This window comes from Brevundimonas sp. GW456-12-10-14-LB3 (assembly GCF_059424365.1).
This window is the reverse complement of the sequence record NZ_JBWKZJ010000006.1, coordinates 46,732-73,468: the sequence shown is the minus strand read 5'-3', so window position 1 is coordinate 73,468 and position 26,737 is coordinate 46,732. Positions and strand designations below refer to the sequence as shown.

The 26,737-nt window shown below is 66.5% G+C and carries 23 protein-coding genes; 14 read left to right on the top strand and 9 right to left on the bottom strand.

The window, feature by feature from the left end; translation table 11 throughout:
• Position 1: 1 nt before the first annotated feature.
• Entirely contained in the window at positions 2-784 is a 783-nt protein-coding gene (locus tag AC07XS_RS04525; protein ID WP_054765369.1) for a HisA/HisF-related TIM barrel protein, read from the bottom strand.
• Between the two features lie 115 nt (positions 785-899).
• On the opposite strand from AC07XS_RS04525, the gene AC07XS_RS04520 reads away from it, so the two are divergent.
• On the top strand, positions 900-1,169 hold the full coding sequence (locus tag AC07XS_RS04520; RefSeq protein ID WP_152949869.1) for a type II toxin-antitoxin system Phd/YefM family antitoxin: 270 nt from the start codon (positions 900-902) through the stop codon (positions 1,167-1,169).
• Positions 1,170-1,174: 5 nt separating this feature from the next.
• Entirely contained in the window at positions 1,175-1,552 is a 378-nt protein-coding gene (locus AC07XS_RS04515; protein WP_494732652.1) for a type II toxin-antitoxin system VapC family toxin, read from the top strand.
• On the opposite strand, the gene thiS is transcribed toward AC07XS_RS04515, so the two are convergent.
• Entirely contained in the window at positions 1,553-1,750 is a 198-nt protein-coding gene (gene thiS / locus AC07XS_RS04510; RefSeq protein WP_054766899.1) for a sulfur carrier protein ThiS, read from the bottom strand.
• Between the two features lie 369 nt (positions 1,751-2,119).
• On the opposite strand from thiS, the gene aroQ reads away from it, so the two are divergent.
• The 5 genes from aroQ to lepB all read left to right on the top strand — a co-directional run bounded on the left by aroQ (position 2,120) and on the right by lepB (position 6,005).
• Positions 2,120-2,566 carry a type II 3-dehydroquinate dehydratase gene (gene aroQ, locus AC07XS_RS04505; protein WP_054765366.1) on the top strand — a complete coding sequence of 149 codons (447 nt, stop codon included), beginning with the start codon at positions 2,120-2,122 and terminating at the stop codon, positions 2,564-2,566.
• Between the two features lie 47 nt (positions 2,567-2,613).
• Complete coding sequence (gene accB, locus AC07XS_RS04500; RefSeq protein ID WP_054765365.1) at positions 2,614-3,105, top strand: acetyl-CoA carboxylase biotin carboxyl carrier protein; 492 nt, start codon at positions 2,614-2,616, stop codon at positions 3,103-3,105.
• A 9-nt stretch (positions 3,106-3,114) separates the two neighbouring features.
• Positions 3,115-4,467 carry an acetyl-CoA carboxylase biotin carboxylase subunit gene (gene accC / locus AC07XS_RS04495; RefSeq protein WP_054765364.1) on the top strand — a complete coding sequence of 451 codons (1,353 nt, stop codon included), beginning with the start codon at positions 3,115-3,117 and terminating at the stop codon, positions 4,465-4,467.
• Entirely contained in the window at positions 4,464-5,150 is a 687-nt protein-coding gene (aat, locus tag AC07XS_RS04490) for a leucyl/phenylalanyl-tRNA--protein transferase (RefSeq protein ID WP_182713717.1), read from the top strand. The genes accC and aat overlap by 4 nt, the downstream gene beginning before the upstream one ends.
• Positions 5,151-5,234: 84 nt before the next feature.
• The gene (lepB, locus tag AC07XS_RS04485; protein ID WP_182713681.1) at positions 5,235-6,005 is read left to right on the top strand and encodes a signal peptidase I; all 771 of its coding nucleotides are present in this window, start codon (positions 5,235-5,237) and stop codon (positions 6,003-6,005) included.
• Between the two features lie 55 nt (positions 6,006-6,060).
• Here lepB and AC07XS_RS04480 read toward each other — a convergent pair whose 3' ends face one another.
• From AC07XS_RS04480 to AC07XS_RS04470, 3 genes are read right to left on the bottom strand one after another with little or no spacing between them, the layout of a single operon-like run.
• Entirely contained in the window at positions 6,061-6,384 is a 324-nt protein-coding gene (locus AC07XS_RS04480; protein WP_054765362.1) for an EF-hand domain-containing protein, read from the bottom strand.
• Between the two features lie 17 nt (positions 6,385-6,401).
• Entirely contained in the window at positions 6,402-7,064 is a 663-nt protein-coding gene (locus AC07XS_RS04475) for a DUF2155 domain-containing protein (RefSeq protein ID WP_182713682.1), read from the bottom strand.
• Positions 7,061-7,453 (bottom strand): NADH:ubiquinone oxidoreductase subunit NDUFA12, encoded by a 393-nt coding sequence (locus AC07XS_RS04470; RefSeq protein ID WP_054766897.1) that lies wholly within the window; start codon positions 7,451-7,453, stop codon positions 7,061-7,063. The genes AC07XS_RS04475 and AC07XS_RS04470 overlap by 4 nt, the downstream gene beginning before the upstream one ends.
• 244 nt (positions 7,454-7,697) lie before the next feature.
• On the opposite strand from AC07XS_RS04470, the gene AC07XS_RS04465 reads away from it, so the two are divergent.
• From AC07XS_RS04465 to AC07XS_RS04450, 4 genes are all read left to right on the top strand, one after another.
• Positions 7,698-10,313: a PAS domain-containing protein gene (locus AC07XS_RS04465; protein ID WP_321207968.1), complete on the top strand. Its 2,616-nt coding sequence runs from the start codon at positions 7,698-7,700 to the stop codon at positions 10,311-10,313.
• Positions 10,314-10,425: 112 nt separating this feature from the next.
• A complete protein-coding gene (locus AC07XS_RS04460) occupies positions 10,426-12,708 on the top strand; it encodes a TonB-dependent receptor (protein ID WP_182713684.1) in 2,283 nt (760 codons plus the stop codon).
• Complete coding sequence (locus AC07XS_RS04455) at positions 12,705-13,280, top strand: hypothetical protein (RefSeq protein ID WP_182713685.1); 576 nt, start codon at positions 12,705-12,707, stop codon at positions 13,278-13,280. The genes AC07XS_RS04460 and AC07XS_RS04455 overlap by 4 nt, the downstream gene beginning before the upstream one ends.
• 2 nt (positions 13,281-13,282) lie before the next feature.
• A complete protein-coding gene (locus AC07XS_RS04450; protein ID WP_182713686.1) occupies positions 13,283-14,824 on the top strand; it encodes a PepSY-associated TM helix domain-containing protein in 1,542 nt (513 codons plus the stop codon).
• Here the strand turns inward: AC07XS_RS04450 and AC07XS_RS04445 are convergent.
• Positions 14,788-16,293, bottom strand: a complete 1,506-nt coding sequence (locus AC07XS_RS04445; protein ID WP_182713687.1) for a tryptophan halogenase family protein — start codon at positions 16,291-16,293, stop codon at positions 14,788-14,790. The genes AC07XS_RS04450 and AC07XS_RS04445 overlap by 37 nt on opposite strands.
• 246 nt (positions 16,294-16,539) lie before the next feature.
• On the opposite strand from AC07XS_RS04445, the gene AC07XS_RS04440 reads away from it, so the two are divergent.
• From AC07XS_RS04440 to AC07XS_RS04430, 3 genes are all read left to right on the top strand, one after another.
• Positions 16,540-17,043: a sigma-70 family RNA polymerase sigma factor gene (locus tag AC07XS_RS04440; protein ID WP_182713688.1), complete on the top strand. Its 504-nt coding sequence runs from the start codon at positions 16,540-16,542 to the stop codon at positions 17,041-17,043.
• On the top strand, positions 17,040-18,023 hold the full coding sequence (locus tag AC07XS_RS04435; RefSeq protein ID WP_054765356.1) for a FecR family protein: 984 nt from the start codon (positions 17,040-17,042) through the stop codon (positions 18,021-18,023). Before AC07XS_RS04440 ends, AC07XS_RS04435 begins: the two co-directional genes overlap by 4 nt.
• Positions 18,024-18,180: 157 nt before the next feature.
• Positions 18,181-21,186: a TonB-dependent receptor gene (locus AC07XS_RS04430; RefSeq protein ID WP_182713689.1), complete on the top strand. Its 3,006-nt coding sequence runs from the start codon at positions 18,181-18,183 to the stop codon at positions 21,184-21,186.
• Between the two features lie 387 nt (positions 21,187-21,573).
• Here AC07XS_RS04430 and AC07XS_RS04425 read toward each other — a convergent pair whose 3' ends face one another.
• The 3 genes from AC07XS_RS04425 to AC07XS_RS04415 all read right to left on the bottom strand — a co-directional run bounded on the left by AC07XS_RS04425 (position 21,574) and on the right by AC07XS_RS04415 (position 26,733).
• Entirely contained in the window at positions 21,574-22,449 is an 876-nt protein-coding gene (locus AC07XS_RS04425; RefSeq protein WP_182713690.1) for a glycerophosphodiester phosphodiesterase family protein, read from the bottom strand.
• Positions 22,449-23,738: a purple acid phosphatase family protein gene (locus tag AC07XS_RS04420; RefSeq protein ID WP_182713691.1), complete on the bottom strand. Its 1,290-nt coding sequence runs from the start codon at positions 23,736-23,738 to the stop codon at positions 22,449-22,451. Before AC07XS_RS04420 ends, AC07XS_RS04425 begins: the two co-directional genes overlap by 1 nt.
• Before the next feature lie 64 nt (positions 23,739-23,802).
• The gene (locus AC07XS_RS04415; RefSeq protein ID WP_054765351.1) at positions 23,803-26,733 is read right to left on the bottom strand and encodes a TonB-dependent receptor; all 2,931 of its coding nucleotides are present in this window, start codon (positions 26,731-26,733) and stop codon (positions 23,803-23,805) included.
• Between the last annotated feature and the right edge of the window lie 4 nt (positions 26,734-26,737).

Below are 26,737 nucleotides of genomic sequence, written 5' to 3'. Positions count from 1 at the left end.
CTCAGATCAGGCCGGCCAGGGGCGACGACGGGTCGGCGTACATCCGCTTGGGCATCCGCCCCGCCAGATAGGCGTCGCGACCGGCGATCACGGCGTGCTTCATCGCGCGCGCCATGCGGATCGGATCCTTGGCCCCGGCAATGGCGGTGTTCATCAAGACGGCGTCGCAGCCCAGCTCCATCGCCCGGGTGGCGTCCGAGGCCGTGCCCACTCCGGCGTCCACCAGAACCGGCACCTTGGCCTGTTCGACGATCAGCCGGACATTGACCTCGTTCTGGATGCCGAGCCCAGAGCCGATCGGGGCGGCGGCCGGCATGATGGCGGCGGCGCCGGCGTCTTCCAGCCGCTTGGCCATGACCACGTCGTCGGTGCAATAGACCATGACGTCGAACCCGTCCTTGATCAGCATGTCCAGGGCCCGCAGGGTCTCGACCATGTCGGGATACAGGTGGGCGGTGTTGGACAGGACCTCCAGCTTGACCAGACTCCACCCCCCCGCCTCGCGCGCCAGGCGCAGGGTGCGCACCGCGTCCTCGCCGGTGAAACAGCCGGCGGTGTTGGGCAGGAAGGTGAAACGGTCGGGCTTCACATAGTCGACCAGCATCGGCTGGTTCGGATCGGTCAGATTCACCCGGCGCACGGCCACGGTCACGATCTCGGCCCCCGCCGCCTCGGCGGCGGCGGCGTTCTGGGCGTAATCGGCGTATTTGCCGGTGCCCACGATCAGGCGTGAGGTAAAGGTGCGGCCGGCGACGGACCAGGTTTCGGGGGCTGTATCGGTCATGGGTGGTGACCTAGTCCTGTCGCGCCCGATGCGAAAGGGCGGATCGATCACGCCGCGTTGCGAGACCGGGCCAGATGAACTAGACTAAGTGGACTAAGTTCACCGGGAGCGACGCATGGAAACGGTCAACGTCCACGAGGCCAAGACCCACCTGTCGCGCCTGCTGGACCGGGCCGCCAAGGGTGAAACCATCACCATCGCCAAGGCAGGCAAGCCGATCGCCAAACTGGTTCCCATCGAGGAGACGCCGATCGACACCTCGCGTCGGTTCGGCTTCATGCGGGGTCAGATTAAAGTTCCTGACGACTTCGACACCATGGGTCAGGCCGAAATCGAGGCGATGGTCTATGGCGAAGGCGTTCACGAGGGCGACGAGGGCCAATGAGGCTGTTGATCGACACTCACCTGCTGCTCTGGGCGTCGGAGGATCGCGCACGGCTTCCCGCCAAGGCGCAAGCCTTGATGGCCGATCCCGACAATCAACTGGTGTTCAGCGCGGTCAATATCTGGGAGGTCGTCGTCAAGCACGGCCTGAAGCGACCTGACTTGGACGTGGACGCCCTGGTGTTCCGCCGCCAGTTGCTGGACGCGGGTTATGAGGAAATTCCGGTGACCAGCCTGCACGCGCTGGAACTGGCAGGATTACCGCTGATCCACCGCGACCCGTTCGACCGGCTGCTTATCGCCCAGGCCATGGCCGAGGGAATGCGACTGCTGACGGCCGACCGGCAGGTCGCCTTTTATCCCGGCCCCATCCTCAAGGTCTGATCAACCGCCGCCGACGAACTGGACCAGTTCGATCCGGTCCCCCTCGGCCAGGGCGGTGACGGCGTGCAGCGACCGGGGCACGATCTCCAGATTACGCTCCACCGCCACCTTGCGGGGGTCCAGCGCCAGTTCCTCGACCAGCTCCGTCACGGTCGTCGCATAGACCTCGCGTGGATCGCCGTTGACTTGAATACGCAAACCGTCTGCCTCGATATCCTATGTGGGCTTGTCATAGCGCTTTTCGGCGCGGAGGGCATGATGCGCCGCCGCATTCACATGGCCTACCCCTATTCGTCGCCTACCCCTATTCGTCATCCTCGGGCTTGACCCGAGGACGACGGCGGTGGGTGATGGGGAGACGGAAGGCTAGCGCCCACCAAACCCATCCGTTCTCCCCCTTTTCCCCGCCTTCTCGCCCCTCCGACGGGAAATCCGTTGACGCCCGCGCGGATGACGTTAGGTCAAGCCGTTTCCACGCTGCGCTTTGACCCGCGCCGCGCCTGAGCTACAAGGCCGGCCCTGAACCGTCAGAGGTCGCCCGATTCCGGAGCCTCGTTTCGAGAACCGATGTCCGACACGTCCGTCATCCATGTGCTGAACGGCCCTAACCTGAACCTTCTCGGGGTGCGGGAGCCGGAGATCTATGGCCGCGACACCCTGGCGGACATCGAACAGCGCTGCGTGACGGCGGCGGGCGAGGCGCAGATCGTGTTCCGCCAGACCAACCATGAAGGCGTGCTGGTGGACTGGATCCAGGAGGCGCGTGAGAAGGCGCAGGCCCTGATCCTCAACCCAGCGGCCTATGGCCACACCTCGGTCGCCCTGCACGACGCGCTGAAGACCCTGACCATACCGGTCATTGAGCTTCATCTGTCCAATCCGGCGGCGCGCGAGGCGTTCCGCCATCACTCCTATGTGTCGTCCGCGGCGACCGGCGTCATCGCCGGCTTCGGCGCGGCAGGCTATGAACTGGCCGTGCAGGCGGCCCTGACCCAGATCCGGGAACGCGCCTGAGGGCCGACCCGTTCGCAATCCAAGACGAAAGACAAAGGCGCAATCCAATGGCCGATGACAAGAAACACGCCGAGATCGACGCGTCCCTGGTTCGCCAGCTGGCCGAGATCCTGAACGAGACCGACCTGACCGAGGTCGAGGTCGAGCGCGGCGAGCTGCGCATCCGCGTGGCGCGCGAGGTCACCGTCAACGCAGCCCCCGTCCAGTACGCCGCCGCCCCGGCTCCGGCCGCTGCGCCTGCGGCCGCCGTCGCCGCGCCGGCCGCCATGCCGTCCGACCCCGCCACCATCGTCGCCCGCGCCGGCGAAGAGGTGAAGTCGCCGATGGTCGGCACCGCCTACCTGCAGCCTTCGCCGGAAGCCGCGCCCTTCGTCCAGCCGGGCGACAAGGTGAAGAAGGGTCAGACCCTGCTGATCGTCGAAGCCATGAAGACCATGAACCCGATCCAGGCGCCGCGCGACGGCGTGGTGGCCGAGATTCTGGTCGGCGACGCCCAGCCGGTCGAGTACGGCGAAGCCCTCGTCCTGCTGGAAGCCTAAGGCGCCCTGATGTTCACCAAGGTCCTGATCGCCAACCGCGGCGAGATCGCGCTTCGCATCCACCGGGCGTGCAAGGAGATGGGCATCTCCACCGTCGCCGTGCACTCCGAAGCCGACCGCGGCGCCATGTGGGTGCGGCTGGCCGACGAGAGCGTCTGCATCGGCCCCGCCTCGGCGGCCAAGTCGTATCTGAACATCCCCTCGATCATCGCGGCGGCCGAGATCACCGGCGCCCAGGCGATCCACCCCGGCTACGGCTTCCTGTCCGAAAACGCTCGCTTCGCCGAGATCGTGGGCGCGCACGGCCTGACCTTCATCGGACCCAAGCCCGAACATATCCGGGTCATGGGCGACAAGATCACCGCCAAACAGACGGTCAAGGACGCCGGCATTCCCGTGGTCCCCGGCTCGGACGGCGAGGTCGAGACGGTGGAGGCCGCCATCGAGGCGTCCAAGTCCATCGGCTTCCCCCTGATCGTCAAGGCGGCGGCCGGCGGCGGCGGACGCGGCATGAAGGTGGCCCTGACGCCTGACGACCTGGTCGAGGCCGTTCAGACCGCCCAGTCCGAGGCCAAGGCCGCCTTCGGCAACGGCGCCGTCTATATGGAGCGCTACCTCCAGAAGCCGCGCCACATCGAGATCCAGGTCATCGCCGACAGCCACGGCAATGTCGTCCACCTGGGCGAACGCGACTGCTCGCTGCAGCGCCGTCACCAGAAGGTGCTGGAAGAGGCCCCCTCGCCCGCACTCTCTGCTGAAGGCAGAAAGAAGATCGGCGAGACGGTCAACAAGGCCATCGCCGCCATCGGCTATCTGGGCGTCGGCACGATCGAATTTCTGTGGGAGGACGGCGAGTTCTTCTTCATCGAGATGAACACCCGCCTGCAAGTCGAGCATCCGGTGACGGAAATGATCACAGGCGTCGATCTGGTGCGCGAACAGGTCCGCATCGCCGCCGGCCTGCCGCTCTCCTTCACCCAGGAGGACATCAAGTTCCAGGGCCACGCCATCGAGGTGCGGATCAACGCCGAAAATCCGGAGACCTTCACGCCCTCGCCGGGCAAGGTCACCGACTTCCACGCGCCGGGCGGCCTGGGCGTGCGGCTGGATAGCGCCATCTACGCCGGCTATTCGATCCCGCCCTATTACGACAGCCTGATCGGCAAGCTGATCGTCCACGGCCGCGACCGCGAGGAGGCCATCGCCCGCCTGAAGCGGTCGCTGAACGAGGTCGTGGTCGGCGGCGTGGACACCACCATCCCCCTGTTCCAGCGCCTGTTGGCCGAGCCCGACATCCTGTCCGGCGACTATGACATCCACTGGCTGGAGAAGTGGGCCGCCCGTCAGAAGGGCGACGCCTGACCGACCCCGACTACAGCGCCAGCGGGCCGTTCGGCGGCTTCGGCCCCGAGGACCTGCTGGCCTGTTACGCGCGGGGCGTGTTTCCCATGGCCGAGTCGCGCGACGATCCGCGCGTCTTCATCATCGAGCCCGAGCAGCGCGGCGTCATCCCGCTGGATGGCTTCCACATCCCCACCCGCCTGCGCCGCACCGTCCGAAGCGAACCCTTCGAGGTGCGGGTCGACACGGCCTTCGAGGCTGTGCTGGACGGCTGTGCAGCGGCGCAGGGACCCGAGCGCCAGGACACCTGGATCAACGCCCCGATCCGCCGCCTGTACGCCGCCCTGTTCGCCCAGGGCCATGTCCATTCGATCGAATGCTGGAAGGACGAACGGCTGGTGGGGGGGCTGTACGGCGTCTCCCTGGGCGGCGCCTTCTTCGGCGAAAGCATGTTCAGCCGCGAGCGGGACGCCTCAAAAGTCGCCCTTGTGCATCTGGTCGCACGGTTGAGACGGGGCGGTTGGACCCTGTTGGACGCTCAGTTCCTGACCGAACACCTCAGCCAGTTCGGGGCGGTCGAGACGCCCCAGGCGGCCTATCTGCGTCGCCTGAAGCCGGCGCTCAGGACTGTCGTCGACGAGACCGCCCTGTGGGGTCCGATGAGCGGCGCCGAGGCCGTCGCGCTGGCGACGGCGGGCGGCTGATTTCCGGCTGTCCGGACACGCTATTCCGGCGTCCGGACAGGTTCGCGCTGGCGACGGCGTAAGGGATGCGGCCTCTTCAGGCGCATGACCCAAGCCGCTTCAAACACCCCGCCCCTCCCCGCACGCGCCCTCTGGCGCGACGCGTTTGAGATTGCTGTGACAGTGATCGTCGCCCTCGTGTTGGCCACGGCCTTTCGCACCATCGCCTACCAGCCCTTCACCATTCCCAGCTCCTCGATGGAGCCGGGACTGGTGGTCGGCGACTACATCGTCGTCTCCAAATTCGCCTATGGCTGGAGCAGGGCCTCCCTGCCCGCAGGCCGTCCAGAGGGCGAGGGTCGGCTGGGTCAGCGTCAGCCCCGGCGGGGCGACGTCGTCGTCTTCCGCCTGCCGCGCGATCCGAAACAGGTCTGGATCAAACGGGTGATCGGCCTGCCGGGCGACGCGGTTCAGGTGCGGGGCGGAACCGTCTTCGTCAATGACCGGCCTATCCCCCAGACCCGGCTGGGCATCACCCAAGACCATGACGATCCGGCCCGCACGGTGCGGTTGGTGGCCGAGACCCTGCCCAACGGCAAACACTATGTCACCTATGACGGCGGTCCCGACCTGCCCGGCGACGACACCGAAATCTATCGGGTGCCGGCCGGCCGTTATCTGATGATGGGCGACAATCGCGACAACTCGCTGGACGGGCGCTGGCCCGCCTCGGTCGGGGTCGGTCTGTTGCCCGCCCAGAACATCATAGGGAGAGCGGAGTTCATCGCCTGGTCCTGGAAGCCGGGCGCGGCCCTGGTCAAGCCCTGGACCTGGACCCAGTTGCGCGGAGGCCGGTTCTTCGTCCCGATCCGTTAGAGCCTGATCCGTTGAGGAGGAACCGCGAAGCGGTTCCGTCCGAAACGATCATGCTCTAGCGGGCGCGGAACTCTTCGAAGCTAAGACGGCCGTCATGGTCGCGGTCCAGGCGATCAAAGGCGGTTCGGGTCGGCGTCACGCTCTCAGCCAGGGACGGCGCGGCGACGCCCCCCAGGGCCAGAGCGGCCAGAACCGCCGCCAGGAGCAGGCGGCCGTCGAACCGGCGTGGACGCGCGGCCAGTTCGGCGTCGATGAAACGGCGAAGCACGTCGCTGGCGGTGCGGCCCTCGGCGCGGCAACGCGCCATGAAGGCCGTCTTGGTGTCGTGCGGCAGACGGATTTCGATGGTCTCCGTCTTCTTCAGCGGCCGAGGCGCCATGTCGCCGCCCGCCCAGCTCAGTTCTTACAGCCTACGACCCAGGCGTCGTAGTTCGGGTGCTGAAGCCCGCTGACGGCCGGAGACGAGGCGAACATCCAACCGCGGAAGACTTGGCGCGGCTCGGCCGAGGCGGCGCCTCGGCTCTGAACCGCGACCTGAAGATAGGCGATGGCGTCTTCGGTCAGTTCGTCGGGCGTGGAGACTTCGCAGGCGCGGGCGGTGAAGATCAGATTCTTGTTGAACCGGACCGGCCGACCGCCGACCTCGACCTCGAACTTCATCGTCTCGGCCGTGGTCTTGTCCAGGGCCTGGATGACGGCGAACTTGCGCCGCTGACGGCGGGCTGGAGTCTCGGGCTGTTCGATCGGCTTTTCGGCCACCGGCGCTTCCGCCTCGACCTCTTCCTCGGCTTTTTCGGCCACGGCCGCGTCCTCGGCGATTTGAACCGACGGTGGAGGAGAGACGGCGATCGGCGCGCGAGGCGCAGGCGTGCCAGAGGGGGCCGTCTCGGTCGGGACGGCCGGCGTCGCCGGCGTGTTTCTCAGGATTTCGCCGATCGGATCCTGTTGAACCGGACGCGCGTCGCGGGGCGCATCCTGAAGGACGCTGGCGGTGACCGCCCCGGCGCTAAGCGCCAGCACGAGGGTCGCCCCAGCCGTCAGCAGCCGATTCCGTCTCACTCGGGCGTCCAGGCCTGATAATCGCCCGTGGCGGCCGGGCGCTTGGCCTCTGCGGCCAGCGAGCCCTGCGGACGCCAAGCCATGGGCGTGCCCGTCAGATTGGGCAGATGGTCCTTCTCCCACGGGCGACGCAACAGGGGCGCCTCGGTCGGCGGCAGGTCAAAGGTGTAACGCAGCCAGCCGTGCCAGTCCGGCGACACCTTGGTGGCGTCGGCATAGCCTTCATAGACGACCCAGCGACGCTTGCGGCCGTCATAGCTGGAGTGGTCCTTAGCTTCGTAATATTTGTTGCCGAACTCATCGGTCCCGACGAAGCGGCCGCGCTTGGCGATCGTAAACAGGGTGCCGATCGTGGCCCCATTCCACCAGGCGAAAATTTTGTTCAGCACGTCGTCAAACCCACGCGAAAAGACGCCGCGGGCGAAACCCCGACGGTCTGGCGCGATCATAGAAACCCCAGCCCCGTTCGTCCAGCATTGAGGCGCGCCGACGGCGGCTGGCCGCTTTCGATCCTTTCCGCGCGACGCGAGGGGAAAGGATCGAACCTAAACCTGTGAATCTGTTTAGAACCGAACTGCCCTCGGGGGTGTTCTAAGCGTCGCCCTTTCGGCGGATCACTTGAGGATGCGAGATTTGGACAAGGACAGGCGGAACGCCAACGACGGTCAGGTGGAGGCCCTGGACGCCGAGCGAATCGCCAATGAGGTCGCTGGAATCGACCGCGGGACCGATCCCTTCGTCGCCGCGGTGCGGGCGACCCGCATGCCGATGATTGTGACAAACCCTCGTCTGCCAGATAATCCGGTCGTCTTCGCCAATGACGCCTTCTGCCGATTGACCGGCTATGAGCGGTCCGAAATTCTCGGTCGAAACTGCCGGTTCCTGCAAGGGCCGGAGACCGAGCCGGAGACGGTCAAGCGCATCCACAGGGCTGTGAAAGACGCCGCGCCGATCGAGATCGACATCCGCAACTATCGCAAGGACGGGTCCGCCTTCTGGAACCGCCTGTTGCTGGCGCCGGTCTATGACGGCTACGGCGACCTGGCCTATTTCTTCGCCAGTCAGTTGGACGTCACACGCGACCGGGAAAAGGTCGAGGGGCTGAAATCCCGCAACGCCGCCCTGTCGGCGGAGCTGACGAACCGCCTGACCCTTGCGCAGGAACGCGAGCGCGAACTTGAGCTGGCGATGGCCGCCGGCGGGCTGGGCGCCTGGAGCGTGGATGTCGCCAGCCGATCCTTGGCGGCCTCGGAGGCCTACAAGGCCCTGCTGGGATGGCCGAGCGATCGGCCGATGACCTATGAGGATCGTCAGTCGCTGATCCACCCTGAGGATCGCGACGCCGTTCGCGCCCAGAGCGACGCCACGATTAACGACGGCGCGGACTACGACATCACCCACCGCATCGTGACGCCCCAGGGCGAAACCCGCTGGATGAAGGCGCGCGGCGTGCTGATCAGCGATGCGGACGGCGCGCCGCTTCGTATCGCGGGCGTGACCCAGGACATCACCCGCGAAGTGCGGTCCCAGAAGATGCGGACCGCCCTGGTGGAGCTGTCGGACGCCCTGCGCGATCTGGACGACCCCGCCGACATCTCCTACGCAGCGGCCCAGGTTCTGGGCCGCACCCTGGAGGTCAGCCGCGCCGGTTACGGCCTGGTCGATCGACAGGCCGAGACGATCACCATCGACCGCGACTGGAACGCGCCTGGAATAAAGACGCTGGCCGGCGTGCTGCACTTCCGCGACTACGGCTCCTACATCGAGGAGCTGAAGCGCGGCGAGACCGCCGTAATCGCCGACGCGCGGCTGGACCCCCGCACGTCCCAGACGGCCCAGGCGCTGGAGGCTATCAGCGCGCGCGCCTTCGTCAACATGCCCTTGACCGAACAGGGCGGTCTGGTGGCCCTGCTCTATCTGAACCACGCCACGACCCGTGCATGGCCTGAAGACGAAATGGCCTTCATCCGCGACGTGGCCGAGCGGACTCGCGCCGCGACGGAACGCCGACGGGTCGAGCGCAACCTCGCGGACCTGGCGGCTTCTCTGGAACGTCAAGTCGAAGAGCGGACCGCCGCCTTGATGAAGAGCGAGGAGGCTCTGCGCCAATCCCAGAAGATGGAGGCGGTCGGACAGCTCACCGGCGGCATCGCCCATGACTTCAACAATCTGCTGACGGGCATAACCGGAAGCCTGGATCTGTTGGCCAAGCGGCTGGCCGAAGGGCGGATCAATGAGGCGGATCGCTTCATCACCGCCGCCCAGGGCGCCGCGCGCCGCGCCTCGTCCCTGACTCACCGCCTGCTGGCCTTCTCGCGTCGCCAGACCCTGGCCCCTCGCCCCACCGATCTGGCCCGGCTGGCGAGGGGGATGGAGGAGCTGATCCAGCGTACCATGGGGCCGGGCATCACCGTCGAAGCCGTGCACGGGGGCGGTCTGTGGCCCGTGCTGGTGGATCCGGGTCAGTTGGAAAACGCCTTGCTGAACCTGTGTATCAACGCCCGAGACGCCATGCCCGAGGGCGGGAAACTGACCATCGAAAGCGGCAATCGCTGGCTGGACGAGCGGGTGGCGGCGGAATGCGAACTGCCGCCGGGCCAATATGTGTCGCTGTGCGTGTCCGACACGGGCGAAGGCATGACGCCGGACGTCGTGGCCAAGGCCTTCGAACCCTTCTTCACCACCAAGCCGATCGGCCAGGGCACGGGGCTGGGCCTGTCGATGATCTATGGATTCGCCCGCCAGTCAGGCGGACAGGTCCGAATCTATTCGGAACCGGGCCAAGGGACGATGGTCTGCCTGTACCTGCCCCGCCACCTGGGCGCGGCCGAAGCGCCCGAGCCGACGCCGAGCGCCGCCGACACGCCCCAGGCGACGGCGGGCCAGACGATCCTGATCGTGGACGACGAACCGACGGTGCGGATGCTGGCCTCTGAAGTCCTGGGCCAACTGGGTTACGCCACCCTGGAAGCCGAGGACGGGAAGGCCGGGCTCGCGACCCTGAATACCGACCGGCCCATCGACCTTCTGATCACCGACGTCGGTCTGCCCGGTGGGATGAACGGGCGCCAGGTGGCCGACGCCGCGCGCGCGGTCCGACCCGATCTGAAGGTGTTGTTCGTCACCGGCTATGCCGAGAACGCCGTCCTCAGCCACGGCCACCTCGACCCGGGAATGCACATACTGACCAAGCCCTTCGCCATGGACGAACTGGCCCGGCGGGTTAAGGCCATCCTCACCGCCGACTGAGACCCGATCCGCCGAAACATCGGAACGGCTCAGATTATTTTGAGAATGCGATTGACTCGCATTACTGACCCTTTTACGGCGCTCCGCACGAACTCAGCGAGCGGGGGATGCCATGTCGCGACTTCACCTTCTGGCCTCTACGGCCATCGCCGTTCTGGCTCTGAGCCCGCTTGGGGCCAGGGCGCAAACGGTCGATCAGACGACGACGCTGGATGAGGTCGTCGTCACCGGCGAAAAGACGGATCGCTCGTTGCAGGACACCCCGACCAGCGTCGGCGTCGTCACCGCGCGCCGGATCAACCAAGAAGCCATCCAGTCGCTGGCCGAAATCTTCCAGCGCACCGCCAACATGTCCGAGACCTACGGCCACAACGGCTTCACGATTCGGGGCATCAACAACAACGGCGTGTCGGGCGGCGGCGACTCTTCCCTGGCGACCATCTATGTCGATGGCGCGCCCCTGCCCGCCGCCATCACGTTCAACGGTCCGACCGACGTCTGGGACATGCGTCAGGTGGAGGTCTTCCGCGGACCGCAATCGACGCTGCAAGGTCTGAACGCCCTGGCCGGCGCCGTGGTGATGCGGACCGTGGACCCGACCTTCGACTGGGACCTTCGCACCCGCGCCACCATCGCCTCGCCTGACGAAACCACATTGGCGGTCGCCGGAGGCGGGCCTCTTATCGCGGACGAGCTGGCGTTCCGCCTGTCGGCTGAAAAGCGGGACGGCGACGGCTTCACGCACAATGTGACCCTGGACCAGCCTGAAGACCCGGTCGACAGTCTGACGGTACGGGGACGGCTGCTGTGGACGCCCAAGGCTCTGCCGGGATTCGAGGCGCGCCTGGGCTACACCCGGTTCGAAAGCGACGGCGGCTACCTGTTCGTCTACACCAACACCAATGCGCCGGACTTCTACGAGAACCGGCGGGCTTTCTCGGACACGGCCAACCTGAGCCATGTCGAGGCCGATCTGGCGACCCTTGAGCTAACCCAAAGGCTGTCCGACCGGCTGTCGATCTCGGCCGTGACCTCCTGGAGCGATGTGGCCCAGCGTGTTCAGTACGACGGCGACGGGACGGCCCAGGCCGTCAGCTACGGCAAGAACGGCGACGACTTCGAGACCCTGACCCAGGAGTTGCGCCTCAACTATCAAGGCGACCGTCTGCACGGCCTGATCGGCGCCTTCTATTATGATCGCGATCAGAGGCGCATTTCGGCCAGCCGCACCGACGTGCCGACGCCGGTCAACACCATTGCGGGCCTCCTGAGCGCCGGCGGCTTCCCGACCTCCGCCGCAGCCGCTATCGCCGCCCAATACGCCGCCGTCCTGCCCGTCATTCCCGTGGACTATACGGGCGATTTTCCCGCCCAGGTCACGACCTACGCCCTGTTCGGCGACGGCGAGTGGAACCTGACCGACCGCCTGTCGATCGTGGGCGGCTTCCGCTGGGATCATGAGGAAAACACCACCCAGGTCACGCAATCGGCCCGGTTCGCCGGCGTCTATCCCGATCCGGCGGCCTTCGGCGCGGCGGGTTCGCCCCTGTATCTGGCTGTGACCGGAATCAATGCCGGGGTGGCCGCCATGGTGGCCCAGGCGGGATCGGCCACGCCCCCCGCCACGCGAGAATTCGAGGCCTTTCTGCCGAAGCTGGGCGTACTCTACGACCTGACGCCGGACGTGACCGCAGGTTTCGTCGTCCAGCGCGGCTATCGTTCCGGCGGATCCAGCAGCAATACGGCCCGATCCCAGCTGTTCGCCTATGATCCCGAATACACCTGGAACTATGAGGCTTCCCTGCGCTCCGCCTGGCTGGACGGCACCCTGACCGTCAACGCCAACGCCTACTATGTCGATTGGACTGACCAGCAGGTCAATGTGAACTTCGGCATCAACCTGTACGACAGCCACACGGTCAACGCCGGTCGGTCGCATCTGTACGGCTTCGAGATCGAGACGGCGCACCGGCTTTCGTCCACCTTCGACTGGTACGCCTCTGCCGGTTACACCCGCACCCAGTTCGACGAGTTCACGACCACGGTGAACGGCCAGACCAGCGATCTGACCGGCTCGGAGTTTTCGTTCGCCCCCCGTTGGACCCTGGCCCTGGGCGGCAACTACCGCTGGGGCGACGGCTTCGTCGCCAATCTGAACGCCAACTATCGATCCGAGGTGTTCACCAGCACCGGATTCAGCCAGGGCGACAGCCGCGTCAGCGGCCGCACCCTGGTCAATGGAAAGATCGGCTATGAGACCGGCCCCTGGGGCGCCTATGTCTACGCCAAAAACCTCTTCGACGAACACTATATGAGCTACGACCGCGCCCAGACGAACCAGGCCGTTCTGGGCGATCCGCGGGTCGTCGGCCTGATGCTTCAGGCGCGCTGGTGAGCCCCGAGGCGACCACCCTCCTCGCGTCGATCCCCCTGATCGCCGGCGGGGTCGGCGGGGCGCGGCTGCTGCGCCGCGCCTGGGGGGATCGCTCGGCGCGCCGCCCGTTGTGGATCGTCGGCGGCTGGGCGCTGCTGGCGACACTTACCTTCGCATACGCCTTCTGGCTGGGGCCGGCGCGCGGTCCCTTCATCGCCGTGACGCTGATCTCGGTCTGCGTCCTTCTGGTGGTGGCCTGGGGCATGGAGCGGCGCACCGCGCGCGGACGGGCCGAACGCAGCCTGGCGCCCGAACCGTCCAACCGAGGCGCCAAGGCCTGGCGCGGCTGGCTTCGGGCTCTTCTGGCCGGACCGATCGGCATGATCGCCGCCATGGGCACCGCCATCGCCTTCGTCGCCTTCTGTCCGGGCGCGGCCGAGACCCGGCTGGTGCTGGGCGGGCTGCTGGCGCCCCTGCTGTGGGGCGCCGCCATGGCCTGGACCCTGGCCGACGACAAGATCCTGCGCGCCACCGCCGTCCTGGTCGGTGTCAGCCTGGCGACCTTCGCCGCCGCCATGCTCAAGGGGTTCTGACGATGAAGGACAACCGCCTCGATCCCAAGAAGGCCGGCAAGCCCATCTGGCCCAAGGTCCCGGCTGGATTCGTCCGGTCAGTCCTGGCAGGCCACTCCGCCCTCGGCCTGGCCTTCGCAGCCTTGATCTATCTGGTCTGTTTCTCAGGATCGGTCGCCGTCTTCGCGCGGGAGTTCCAGCGTTGGGAACAGCCGAATGCGACGCCCATCGCCGCAGTGACGCCGGCCGCCCTGCAGACCGCCATGGAACAGGCCATCGCTCGTTCCTCGACGACGGTGGAGCATGTCCGCATCCTGCCCCCCACACCGGACCTGCCTCGCCTGACGGTGAGCACGGACGCCGACAGCGTGGAACGCAGCTACGCCGCGGATGCGGCCGGGCGACTGGGGGATGAAGGCGAGGCCGTCTGGACTGAGTTCATGGTCCTGCTGCACACCGCCCTGCATCTGCCCCGCGCCTGGGGCGGCTTCGTCGTGGGTCTGGCGGGGGTCGCCCTTCTGTCCTCGCTGATCTCTGGCGTCCTGGCCCATCCGCGCGTGTTCAAGGACGCCTTTCATCTACGCTGGGGCGGCGCCAAGCGGCTGCAGGAAGCCGATCTGCACAATCGGGCGGGTGTGTGGGCCCTGCCCTTTCACGTCATCGTCTCGCTGACGGGCGCCCTGTTGGGCCTCAGCACCCTCATCGTCGGAATTCTGGCCCTGGCCATGTTCCAGGGCGACACCTCCAAGGCCTACGCCCTGTTCGTTCCGGTCATTCCCGACGATCCGCGCCCGGCCGTCGCCCCGCCCGATCTGGCCGCCGCCGTCGAGGCGGCCCAGCGGCTGGCGCCCGATGCGCGGCCGACCTTCATCAGCATCGAACATCCTGCCGAACAGGGACAGACGGTCGTGGTCAATGTCGCCAAACCCAATCGGGTGATGGCGGGCTCCAACCTCTATTTCGACGGACGGGGTCGCCTGCTCGACATCAGCCGCACGGCTGAGCCGAACCTGGGGCAAAAGATCCTGGCCTCCCTGGGGCCGCTGCATTTCGGCTGGTTCGGCGGCATCGTCGTCAAGATCGCCTATGGACTGCTGGGTCTGGCCTTGACGGCGGTGACGGCCAGCGGCGTCGCCATCTGGCTGGCGCGGCGACGCGACAAGGGCCGCCCCGCCCCGCGATGGGAACGGATCTGGATCGGCGCCGTCTGGAGCCAACCCCTCGCCTTCGCCGCCTCGGCCCTTATTGTCCTGGGCTTGTCCTCCACCGCCGCCTCGACGCCCCTGCTGGTCTGGGGTCTGGTCACGGGGACGACCCTGGGACTGTCAGTCTGGGTCGAACCGGCGCGCTTGTCGCGCATCCTGCGGCTCGTCTCCGCCGTCGCCCTGGGGCTGGTCGTGCTGACACACCTGGTTCGCCACGGCGCCCATTACGAAGACTCCGCGGCCTGGGCCATGAACGGCGCCCTGGCCGCCATCGCCGCCCTCCTGGCCTGGACGGTTCTAAGGCCTGCAATCCGCCGGACGAGTCAGGCGGCGACCGCGGAACAGACCCGGGCCACATAGTCGGCGTGGGACGGCATGACCGCCACGCATTTGCCGATCACCGTCTCCACATCGTTCAGGAACCGCTCGATCTCCGCTTCGGGCGTGACGTCGACCAGCGGATCATAGCCGGCGGGGATCACACCCTGGCCCAGGAAGACCTGGATCCAGCTTTCCTCGGTGAACAGCTCGTCGTCCTCGCGGAAGACCCGGCCGTTGGCGCGGAACAGGTCCATCTTGCGCTGGAGGGTGTCGGGAACGGCCATGTCGCGGCAATCCCGCCAGAAGGGCGTGTCGTCCCGATAGGTCGCCTTGTAATGCAGGATGACGAAGTCGCGGATCCGCTCATATTCAAAGTCCATCTGACGATTGAACTCGGCGATGGTGGTCGGGTCGAAACCGCCGTCCGGCATCAGTCGCACCAGACGGGTCAGGACCGACTGGATCAGATGCAGGCTGGTGGATTCCAAAGGCTCCAGAAAACCGGAGGCCAGACCGGCCGCGACGCAGTTCTTGTTCCAGACCTGGCGTCGCTTGCCCGCGACGAAACGGATGCGATTGGGTTCGGCCAGCTGATCCCCATCCAGATTGGACAGCAGAATCCGTTCGGCCTCCGCCTCGTCCATATAGCGGCTGGAATAGACGTGGCCGTTGCCGGTGCGGTGCTGCAACGGAATGCGCCACTGCCACCCGGCCGGCCGGGCGGTGGCGCGCGTGTAGGGGGTGAAGGGTTCGGTGCGGGCGCAGGGCACGGCCAGGGCCCGGTCGCAGGGCAGCCAGTGGGTCCAGTCCTCATAGCCGGTCTTCATCGCCTCTTCGATGATCAGGCCGCGAAAGCCCGAGCAGTCGATGAACAGATCGGCCGCCTCCACCGCCCCGTCCTCCATCGTCACCGACTGGACGAAGCCGTCGTCGGGCCGCAACTGAACCGAGGCGATCTTGCCCTCGCGCCGTCGCACCCCCGCCGCCTCCGACAGGCCGCGCAGATATTTGGCGTAGAGACCGGCGTCGAAATGGAAGGCGTGGGCGATATGGCCCAGCGGCGAACCATTTCTCTGGGGATCGGCCCGCATGAAACGGTTCTGCAAGGCCGCCGCCGTATTGATCGAATAGGCGGCGAAGTCCGACGCGCGACCCGCAGCGCGCATCTTCAGCCAGTACTGGTGGCAGCGCAGCCACTCCAGATCGCGCCCGATGACGCCGAAGCCGTGGATGTAGCTGGAGCCGATCCGGTCCCAGTCGATGAACTGGATGCCCAGTTTGAAACTGGCCTGGGTCCGCCGCATGAAGTCGGCCTCGTCCAAACCGATCAGCGCGTTGAAGGTCTTGATGGCCGGAATGGTCGCTTCGCCCACGCCGACCGTGCCGATCGCTTCCGATTCGATCAGGGTGATGTCGTAAAGCCCCCGAAACAGGCGGGAGAACAAGGCCGCCGCCATCCAGCCGGCCGAACCGCCCCCGACGATCAGGATCTTCTTCAACTGGCGCACGCTCACATTTCCTCGTTTTTCGGGAAACTTGGCAGCAAGCGACGCGACTCGGCAAGAGCGGCGATCTCGGCAATTGGGGCGATGCGTCAGAAGACGTCATCCGTCGTCGTCGGCCCTCCCCGTCAATGAGCGCCTGACCGTCTTGGTCGGCGAAGGCCGTCGCCGCGATTATTCGCCGGACTGTTTTCGGAACGTCATCGTTGAGCCGTAAAAGCGCGGCCCAACGGGTGGGCCCACGGGGATGGGATGTCAGTTCAGGATTTGGGTGCGGGACGACTGCTGGCCAAGAACGCCGTGCGTCTGCGCGCCTTCGTCCGCAGCCGCGTCCACAATGATGCGGACGCCGACGACATCAGTCAGGAGGCCTACGCCCGCGTCCTGGCGCGATCTCAGGCTGCGCCGCTGAAGGATCCGGTGGCCTACGCCTTCCGGGTGGCCCTGAATCTGCTGAGCGATCGCAGGCGCCTCGCCTCTCCCTCGGCCGGCGAGACGATCGACGAGGCGGCGGCGTCGGACGCCCCCTCTCCATTCGAGGTTCTCGACATGAAGCAGAGAGCGGACCTTTTCACCCGTGCGCTTCAGCGCATGCCGCGGCTGAGGCGCGAAGTCTTCGTGCTGAGACAGTCAGCTGATCTCAGCTACGCTGAGATCGCCACACGGCTGAACATTTCAGTCGAGGCGGCCCAGAAACACTTCAGCCGCGCGGCCGTCGAGGTCCGCCGCGCGGTGGACATGGAGCGCACCCGATGAGGCCGTCTGCGCCCACCCCGGAAGAACAGGCCGCCCTGTGGGCGGACCGGCGCCGCTGCGGCGAGATGGACGCAGCGGCTGACCAGGCGCTGCGCGCCTGGCTTGCGGAGGCCCCGGACCGCGCGCGCCTGTTGGACGCCCAGGAGCGCCTACTGACCGATCCCGCCCTTGCCGCGGTCAGTGCGAGATTGGCGGCCGAAGCCGGACGTTCTGGGCGCGTCGGCCTCCATCCTGCGCCTCGGTTGTTCCACCGCTGGTCTTCACGGCTTTGGGTTGGCGGCTTAGCGGCGGCGGCCTGCGCGGCGCTGGCCGTGCTGATGTGGCCGTCCGCGCCCGTCGTCGTCGAACAAAGGCTGGAGGGCGTGGCGGGGCAAAGTCTTCAGGCGGCGCTCGAGGACGGCTCCCTGATCCAGCTCAACGGCGACAGCCGCGTCCGCACGGCCTTCGGACCGGAGCGGCGCGACGTCTGGCTCAGCGGCGAAGGCTTCTTCTCAGTGGCCAAGGACGCCAAACGTCCGTTTTCCGTCCTTACGGCGACCCACCGCATCACGGCCCTGGGCACGCGCTTCAACGTCGATGAACGCAGCGGCGGGGCGGTGGAGGTCACGGTTCTGGAAGGTCGGGTCGAGGTGGTTCCACTGAACCATCCCGAGCGCCGCCAGGTTCTGAACGCCGGCCGCCGATTGCTGAGCGACGGCGCCGCCGGGCCGATCCAGCGGCTGGACGCCGATGTGACGACGCCGGACTGGACCGAGGGATGGATCGACGCGGACAATATGAGCTTGGCCGACCTGCTGATCGAGTTGAAGCGCCGATCGCCGGGGCTGAAGGCCGAGTTGGCCGATCCCGCCTTGAGCCGCCGCCGGATCAGCGGGCGGTTCGCCGCCTCTGAGCCTCAGGACGTCCTGACCACCATCGCGGACATGCAGGGCCTGACCCTTCGCAGGGATGCCTCCGGCCGTCTGCTGATCGAGCGGTGAGCCAGGCATGGGGGCGGGCCGTGCAAGGCTGTGGAGCGCCGTAGCGGCGACGAGCCTGTGGCTTGCGGCGGGACTTCTGCCGGCACAGGCTGAAGCTCGGGACCTTCAGTCCACACCTGACCGAACAGCCCATAGATTTCAGATATCCAGCGGCCCCATGGCCGAGGCTCTTCGGGCGCTGTCGCGCCAATCGGGTCTGGCGGTGCTGGCGGACGCCGATCTGGTGGGGGGCCGCCGCACGCCGGGGGTACAGGCCCGAACCACCGCCTGGACCGCCCTGAACCGGCTGCTGGCCGCCCACCCCGATCTGCGGGGCCGGATCGTGGGCCGGACCCTGATCGTCGAGCGCGCCCAGCCGCAACCTCAGCCCCAGCCCCAGCCTGCGGCCGAGCTCGAAGAGGTGGTGGTCCTGGGACGCAAGGGCGCGATCGACGACGCCCTGGCGATCAAACGCGCCTATGACGGCGTCAGCGATGTGGTCAGCGCCGATGATCAAGGCCTGCTGCCGACCAACAATCTGGCGGAAAGTCTTGCGCGCCTGCCTGGCGTCAACGCCGTCCGCAACCATCAGACCGGCGAGGGCGACCGGTTGACGGTTCGGGGCATGTCCACCGAATGGAACGCCTATCGGATCAACGGCGTACGTCTGGGCGGAGCCGGGTCGCGGGCGGACAAATTCTATCGCGGCGTCCGCCTCAGCTATTTGCCGCCCGAGGGAATCCAGAACCTGATCGTGCGAAAGACCCTGACGCCCGATCTGGACGGCGACGCCCTGGGCGGGCTGATCGACATCCAGACCCCCACAGCCTTCGACGCCGACCACGACCATGTGCGGCTGTCGGTCGAGCACGGCTGGCTGACCCGGTTCGACCGACCGCAGTCGGGCAAGGCGGCCCTGGCGGTTTCGCATCGGTTCGGCGATCGGCTGGGTCTGTTCGTCGCCGCCAACTGGAGCGACGCCCGCTCGCAGTTCGAGATGGTCGGCGGCGACAGCGACGACCTGCCGCCGGTCTGGTTCGACACCGTCTATTCGACCGGCTGGGATTTCGACCGGTTCGTCATGAGGGGCATGGAGTTGGCGGTCGGCGAGACCGAGGTGCGTCGCCTGGGTCTGAACGGAAGCCTGGACTGGCGCGGCGCGCACCAGGACCTTCACCTGCGGCTTCAGTACAACCGCTATGAGGGCGAGGAGTATCGAAACCGTTTGAACTTCCGAAACGACGGCCTGGCGGGGACCGAGCGGCTGGTCCAGGTGGACAGCCGGAGAACCGGTCTGGCTCAGCCGGACGCCATGGTGGTTGGGTCTGATCCCAGCCTGGGGCGCATCTACGGCTATTCGACCGCAGACGTGAAGGATGTGGACGGAGACGGACGGATCACCGACGCCGACCGCAAGGTCCGCTCCGTCTACAGCCTGGCGGGCGCTTCGGGCGTGTGGGATCCGATGGGGTTCCGATTGAGACGGTTCTGGGAATCGACCCGTGAATCGGGCCTCCTGTCTTCCCTGAACCTGGGCGGACGGCGATGGGGCGGTCCCTGGCGGATCGCCTATGACCTGTCGCTGTCGCGGTCAAGGGATGATTTGGACGGCGGCGCGCTTCTGGAATTCCGGACGGACGCGGTCGAATGGCTGGGCAATCGCGGGATAAAGGTGATCGAGACCGGCGACCCGCGCTTTCGGCTGTGGGGGCTCAACCCCGCAGGCATGGCTGCGGTTCAGGACCCCGCCGCCTTTGATTTTAGACATCTGGGCGAGGAGTGGGAGCGCACGTCCGAAACCCTGGGCCAGGCGCAGTTCGATCTGACCTATACGCCGAGCAGCGGCTGGCTGGAGTCGATACAAGTCGGGGGGCGATACATGCGCTCCAGCCGCCGCAACTCGGGCGCCGCCCGGCCCGACCTGATCGGACCGGAAACCCTGGCCGACCTGGACGGCTTGTTCGGTACGCCGGTCACCGACCTGTTCGACGGCCGCTATGTCGGCGACCACCGCCTGGGCGTCGTCCTGGACAATCGGCGGATGGCGGCCGAGATCGACCGGGCCTATCGCGGGGACAGCGCCTATTTCACCATCGATCCCAAGTTCAAGGCTCAGACCAGCACAGAACGCTTTCGGCTGAAGGAACAGGACGCCGCCGCCTATGTCATGGCCGCCGCCCGATGGGACGAGACCCAGATCACGGGCGGCGTCCGGATCGAACACACCCGATCCGACGTCAGCTATCCCATCTTGGACGCGCTTCGTGGCGACGGCCGAGACCATCGCCGCAACAGTTTCACCAATGTGCTGCCGTCGCTGCATCTGCGGCGCGCCCTTGACGGCGACAGGGTGTTGCGGGCTGCGGTCTGGACCAGTTTCGCCCGGCCCGACATCGCCCGAATGACGACGGCGCGGCAGTATGTCTATGATCAGGATCCCGACCGCGACGGCAAGACCAATCCCAAGACCGACTGGACCCTTCAGGAAATCCGCCAGGGCAATCCGGATCTGAAACCCATGGAGGCGGTCGGCTATGATCTGTCGCTGGAACGCTATGGTCGATCGACGGCCTGGTCAGCCGCCCTGTTTCACAAGGATATCCGCAACTTCCTCTATCGGGCCTCCACCAGCTCGATCCGCGACGGCGGGCTGATAGAGCGGGGGGAGGAGAACGGCGCGCCCGTGCGGGCCTACGCCAACGGGCGCAAGGCGCGGATCAGCGGAATGGAACTGGCGATCCGTCACAATCTGGACTGGGCGCCCGCGCCGCTGGACGGCCTGGGCGTCTCGGCCAATCTGACCTGGCAGGTCAGCCGCGCCGACGCCAACATCAGCTGGCGCCGCGGCGATCGCCTCCCCTTCACCGAGACGCCCGAGACCCTGGCGAGCGTCGAACTGTTCTGGCAAGGCGGCGGATGGGAGGCGGCGGCCGGCTGGAACCGCCAGTCGGGCTTCCTGGAAGGCATGGATAGTTTCGCCAACGACCCGTACGAACAGCCCTACAGCTTTGTGGACGTCAGTCTTCGGCGGCGGTGGGGCGCAGACGGCTTCGCTTCGATCCAGGTCCGCAATCTGCTGAACAGTCATACCTATTGGTACACCTTCGGTTCGGGATCGGAGGATCTGCGCGAATACATCCTTACTGGGCCGACAGTGACCTTGGCGATCAGCCGCAGCTTCTGACCCGCTCTTTCGACGTCAGCCGCCCCGAAAATCGCTCCCTGAAGTCACCGCCCAGGCGGGAGACGGTCAGGTCGTAGCCACCGTCCGCCCGAACCGGAAGGCGAAGGCGCAAGGGCGCGCCGGCGCTGACCCTGTGGCGGCGCGTGGGACACAGGCCCGTCTCGTCGCTGACGCAGAACCAGGCGTCCTCGCCCAACACGATCTCGAGTATCAGTCCCCACCCCCGGCGGGGCGTCCTCACTTGCACCGACGCCGACGCCGCCTTGAACCGGCCGCCGACCGGATCGGGGGTCGGACCTGTGCTGGACCGGCCAAAGCCGCCTGACCGAACGCGGGACGGATCGAGGGCGTCCCGCCTCCAGTCCCCCCATGACGGCAGGACCTCCATCACGGACGCGCCGAAAGCCCGCAGTCGGTCACGGCGCGCCGCAGTGCGCGCGGTCGGTCGGTCTGGATGACGTTGGCGTCCAGCCCCAGCAGCCCCTCCAGACGAGCGCAGATATCCGGCGCGCCGCTCGCCACGGCGTGATCCACCTCGCCCAGGCTGTTGACCCAGATCCGCGCCGGCAGGCCGCGCACGCCGCGCCGAAGGTCCGAGGTCAGGGAGTCGGGATCGCCATGCACGATTGGCACATCCGGAAGTCCCACGAGCGCGGCCCCTAGACCGTCTGGACGGCTGACGCGCGGCATGACGTGCGCGCGGGGTAGGAGCCGTCGCACCGCCCGCAGCACCTCTCCGTCCGAGTCAAAGAAGACGACCTGGTCGGTCATCCCCAGTCCTTCCACCACCGCCACCACGGCCGCGACGCGATCCGTCTTCATATCCAGATCGACCAGCACCCGACCGCACGTCCTGCGGAGAGCCTCAACCAGGGTCGGCGGCGGTTCGGCGCTGTTCGCCAATCGCAGATCCCGCAGTTGGCCATGGGTGAGGCTTTCCGCCTCGCCGACGCCGCCGGTGGTCCGCGTCACCGTCCGATCATGCATGAGAAAGGGCACGCCGTCGGCCGAGACCTTGACGTCCAGTTCGACGATGTCGGCGCCCTCGCGCACCGCTTCATCGACGGCGGCCAAAGAGTTCTCCGGCGCATCCAGATGCCCCGCCCGGTGAGCCGCGATCAGCAAGACGCCGCGCGGCTGGGCCAGGTCGGTCTGAAGACGCGACATGGCCGCAGTCTCTCCACAGACCGGATCGGCCAGGGCCGGCGCCGCCGCCAGCCCCGCGATCGCGATCAGCCCGACCAGACCGACGCGCCGGCGCATCACCGGTCCTCCCGTCGCAGGATCAGCTCCGGGGTCGCCGGCTTCAGATCGGTCAGGCGCGCCGGGCCCTGCCCCGTCTTGTCGAGCTGGAAGGCGTCATACAGCAGACCGTCCATAGTGAAGGCCCGCACCGTCAGCCGATCCGGCGTCGCCTCGATCTGCTGGAACACCTGAATCCCGCTGCCCTTGCGGACTGGCCAGTCGATGTCGCCCAGCGGATACTGTTTGGGCCCGACGTTGGAGACCATATAGACCGGGCCCTGATCGTGCGGCCGCCCGCGTCCATAGGTGTGGTCGTGACCGGCCAGGACCAGATCGACGTGATGGCGATCCAGCACGGGTTGAAGCACCGCCCGCAACTCGGCGCCGTCTCGGCCCCTAGCCGTCGAATAGAGCGGATAGTGCATCAGGATGACGGTCCAGCGCGCCGGATTGTCCGTCAACTGACCCTCGAGCCAGGCCAGTTGATCACGCGCCGACTGAGGGTCTTCATCCATCATGTCGGCGTCCAGCGAGATGACGCGCACCCCCTGATAATCGACGCGATAGACGGTTTCGCTGAGCCATTCGGAGGGGCCGTTGTCCGGCAGGTTGAACTGAAGCCGCCACTGGGGCGCCAGCTGCTGCGCCTCCGCGCCTTCGGGCTTCATATATTCATGATTGCCAGGCGTCATCAGCGACGGGGTCTCCGCCAGCCGATGCGGGTCCATGTCGAACCACTGGCCCCATTCCCCGTCATTGTCAGCCCGATTGATCAGGTCGCCGGCGAACAGCATGAAGGCCGCGTCCGGCGTCTGACGCAGGGCGCGACGCACGGCCAGGCCGCCCATCGAGCGGATGTCGTTCTGGACGTCGCCCACATAGAGGAAGGTGAAGGGGCGGGCCTCGGCGGCGGCGGTTCTGACCTGACGCCACGCCGACCAGGCGCCCTCACGGCCGACGCGATAGACATATTGGGTGTCCGGCGTCAGGCCGGTCAGCTGAACGCTGTAGTAGTCGGCGGAAACCTGCTCCTGATCGCGGGTCGTGAAGGCGGCAGCGGTGCGTTTCGCCGCGATCCGCACCGCAGTCTGAGGATAGGCCGGTCCGGGCGTCAGGGGCGCATATTCGATAAACCCCTCCCCGCCCCCGGCTTCGGCGCGCCAGTTGAAGGCCAGGCTGGTGGCCGGCGTTTCGGTCAGATTGACAATGACCCGTTCGGGCAGGCTCTCAGCCTGGGCGACCGGGACGACGGCGAAGGCCAGAACGCTGCAGGACAGGGCCGCGGCGAGACGCAGGGACAGACGCATGGGAATACCTCGGTTGGAGAAGAAGAGGCCGCTCGCGGTGTCTTCCGCGAGCGCCCGGACGTCGTCAGAGACGCCAGTTCAGGTTCAGGCTCAGATAGCGGCCGTTCTCGATATAGTCGCGAACGCCGCCCTTCCCGGAGCCGAAGGTGTAGTAGTAGGTATAGCTGTCCATCAGGTTCTGCACCTTGAAGGTCGCCGTCAGGTTCGGCGTGATCTGACGCCGCATCATCAGGTCCACAAAGTGGTAGTCCTGCTCATAGGGGTCGTTGCCGAAGTCCTCGATGTCTTCGAGCGACTTGTCCTGATAGTTATAGGCGACATAGGCCTCCCAGCCGTTGCGTTCCCAGAACACTTCCAGGTTCACGATGTGGTCTGGGGTCTCCATGAACGGCAGGGTGTAGCCTTGCGGGTGCCAGAACAGGCCGGTCTCGGCCGACGACCGCTGGATGGTGGCGTTCAGGGCCACGCCCAGGCCGTCGAACGGCGCGGGCAGCCATTGCAGTTGCTGACGGGCGTTGATCTCCACGCCGTGGATCTCGGCCTTGCGACCGTTCATCGGCATGGAGACCGGTATGCCGGATGGATCGTCGAACTCGCCCAAGGTGCCGTCGCGGATCACCGAGGACGACGAGCGAAACAGGAACTTGTCCAGGTCCTTGTAGAACAGGGCCAGCGAATAGGCGCCTGTCCGGCCGTTGTAATACTCCGCCGACAGATCATAGTTGATCGAGGTCATCGGCTTCAGTCCGGGATTGCCCTGCACGATGCCGGTCAGGACCCACTCCTTGGTCGGATTGTCCTTGCCGTCGCCGTCGGGATCTCGGTCGTAGCTGTACTCCTTGACCGAGGTCATCCGGTTGATGTCCGGACGCGACACGCTGGTCCAGATCGCCGCGCGCAGCTTGGCGTTGGACGTCAGATCATAGTTCAGATGCACCGACGGCAGCCAGTTGGTGAAGCCGGTGTTGTCCAGGGCGTAGTCTTCGCCCCGCACCGGATCTTTCGTCCAGGCGCGGATTTCGTTGTCGGTGTCCTCCATCCGAACACCGGCGATGATCTCGGCGGCGCCGAAACGGGCCGTACCCATCACATAGGCCGACACCACCTGTTCGTCGTAGAACCAGGTGGAGTCGTAATCGAGCGACTCCTCGTTTTTCAAGGTCAGCAGGGTGGAGTTCCCTGCCTTGGCGCGATCGATCTCGGCCATCATCTTGCCCGTGTCGATGACGGCGCCGAGTTGGTAGAGGCCGGTATAGCGGCCGTCGAACATGTCCGTGACCGGTTCGCCGAAGAGGGCGGAATAGTCGGCCATGGTTCCCTTGGGCGCCAGGTCGATCAGCGTGCCCTTACGGCGTTCACGCTCGGACTTGTAGTATTTGGCGCCGACCCGCACCTCTTGCAGCCAGGAGCCGGCGGGTTCGTAGCGCAGGTTGAACTGGGCCTGATTCAAGATCTCCTTGGCGCCGCCGTATTCGCCGCTCAGACCGGAGGCGGTGTATTCCTTCAGATCCTGAACGGCGGCCATGCCGGCGGGGTTCAGCACCCATTTCAAATACTGCGGATCATCCTGACTGACGATCTCGACCCCCTCATTGCCTTTCCACAGATAGGCGTTGCGGCCGAAATACATGTCGTAGCTGTCGATGATGTTGTCCTCGGACTCCGAGTGGGAAGCGTCATAGTCCAGGGTGAAGGCGCCGAACCGGCTTTCGCCACCCAGGTTGATCAGTTGCAGCACGCCCTCGGTCGTGCCGCCTTCCCAATAGCGGCGCAGACGGAAGCCCTTGGGGTCCCAGACGCCCGAGGCGCCGTTCAGGCTGTAGAAGCCGGCGGCGCCCTTGTCGGCGTCGGTGATCTTCCCGTCATTGTCGCGGTCCACGATCTGGGCGGGGGTGTAGTTGTAGATCGCCCCCAGCTTGGGGTCGTAGCCGACGACGGCGTCAGCGGGCTGAACCAGGTCGCCTCGCGTCTGGTCCTTCTGCTCCAGACGGGCCGAGACCTTGCCTCCGCCTTCGTTGCGGAAGTTCAGACGGTTCCTGAACTGCGTTTCCTCATATTCATTGTACTGACCACGCAGGTGGAAGCTGTGGTTGTCGCCGCGGTAGTCCAACGAGCCGTTGAAACCCCAGCGGGTCACATCCGTGTCGCCGGTGGACATCTCCAGACCCCGCGCGACGAAGGTTTTGGGATCGAAATCAAGACTGTGGGTCGTGCTGTACCAGGTGCGGGGCATGTTGTCCCCGGAGTTGCCGATCTGCTCGAACTGAGACCCGCGCTCGGAATAGTTGCCGGTGACGTAGAGACCCAACCGGTCCGAAAACTGCTTGCCCAAGGCGACGTCCGCCGCCCATGAGGTTCGGTCATCGCGCTGTTGCAGCAGGGTTCCCTCGATCGAACCGGCCGCATAGGTCGGGGCGTAATCGAAGGCCGTCGGCGTCTTGATGTCGATCGTCCCGCCGATGGCGTCGCCGTCCATATAGGGGAGCAGACTCTTATAGACGGTGATGGCGTCCACGCCCGAGGTCGGCAGGAAGCTGAGCCGGACCCCGCGGAAGAAGTTGTCGTTCGGCGACCCCGTGCCGCCCATGCGGACGCCGTTGACGGCATAGGCGTTGTACTCGGTCGCCATGCCCCGGATCACGACCCGGTCGCCTTCGCCGGTGAAGTGGTTGCGAACGGCCGAGACGCCGGGAATGCGCGATGCGGCTTCGGTCAGGTTCGACGACGGCAGCTTGCCCATGTCGTCGGCGCTGACGCTGTCCGAGATCATGTCATTCTTGCGTTTCTCGTCGATCGACCGACGCAGACCTTGCAGATAGCCGGTGACGACGACGTCATCCAGGACGGCGGGATTGGGCTGTGCGACCTCTTCCGCCTCGGTCGTGGCGGACCGTGACTGCGACTGCGACTGCGATTGGGCGGCCGCCCATTGCGGGAAGGCCGCGACCAGGGCCAGGCTTCCCGCCGCCGCCAGATAGCGCGATTTGATGTTCATTGGT

Bases quoted from the DNA above. Each gene is read 5' to 3' on its own strand.
- accC (WP_054765364.1), top strand. From the start codon at position 3,115: ATGTTCACCAAGGTCCTGATCGCCAACCGCGGCGAGATCGCGCTTCGC.
- AC07XS_RS04450 (WP_182713686.1), top strand. From the start codon at position 13,283: ATGAAGGACAACCGCCTCGATCCCAAGAAGGCCGGCAAGCCCATCTGG.
- AC07XS_RS04435 (WP_054765356.1), top strand. From the start codon at position 17,040: ATGAGGCCGTCTGCGCCCACCCCGGAAGAACAGGCCGCCCTGTGGGCG.
- AC07XS_RS04420 (WP_182713691.1), bottom strand. From the start codon at position 23,738: ATGCGTCTGTCCCTGCGTCTCGCCGCGGCCCTGTCCTGCAGCGTTCTG.
- accB (WP_054765365.1), top strand. From the start codon at position 2,614: ATGGCCGATGACAAGAAACACGCCGAGATCGACGCGTCCCTGGTTCGC.
- AC07XS_RS04440 (WP_182713688.1), top strand. From the start codon at position 16,540: ATGTCAGTTCAGGATTTGGGTGCGGGACGACTGCTGGCCAAGAACGCC.
- AC07XS_RS04525 (WP_054765369.1), bottom strand. From the start codon at position 784: ATGACCGATACAGCCCCCGAAACCTGGTCCGTCGCCGGCCGCACCTTT.
- AC07XS_RS04480 (WP_054765362.1), bottom strand. From the start codon at position 6,384: ATGGCGCCTCGGCCGCTGAAGAAGACGGAGACCATCGAAATCCGTCTG.
- aroQ (WP_054765366.1), top strand. From the start codon at position 2,120: ATGTCCGACACGTCCGTCATCCATGTGCTGAACGGCCCTAACCTGAAC.
- AC07XS_RS04520 (WP_152949869.1), top strand. From the start codon at position 900: ATGGAAACGGTCAACGTCCACGAGGCCAAGACCCACCTGTCGCGCCTG.
- AC07XS_RS04425 (WP_182713690.1), bottom strand. From the start codon at position 22,449: ATGCGCCGGCGCGTCGGTCTGGTCGGGCTGATCGCGATCGCGGGGCTG.
- AC07XS_RS04415 (WP_054765351.1), bottom strand. From the start codon at position 26,733: ATGAACATCAAATCGCGCTATCTGGCGGCGGCGGGAAGCCTGGCCCTG.
- AC07XS_RS04430 (WP_182713689.1), top strand. From the start codon at position 18,181: ATGGCCGAGGCTCTTCGGGCGCTGTCGCGCCAATCGGGTCTGGCGGTG.
- lepB (WP_182713681.1), top strand. From the start codon at position 5,235: ATGACCCAAGCCGCTTCAAACACCCCGCCCCTCCCCGCACGCGCCCTC.
- AC07XS_RS04460 (WP_182713684.1), top strand. From the start codon at position 10,426: ATGTCGCGACTTCACCTTCTGGCCTCTACGGCCATCGCCGTTCTGGCT.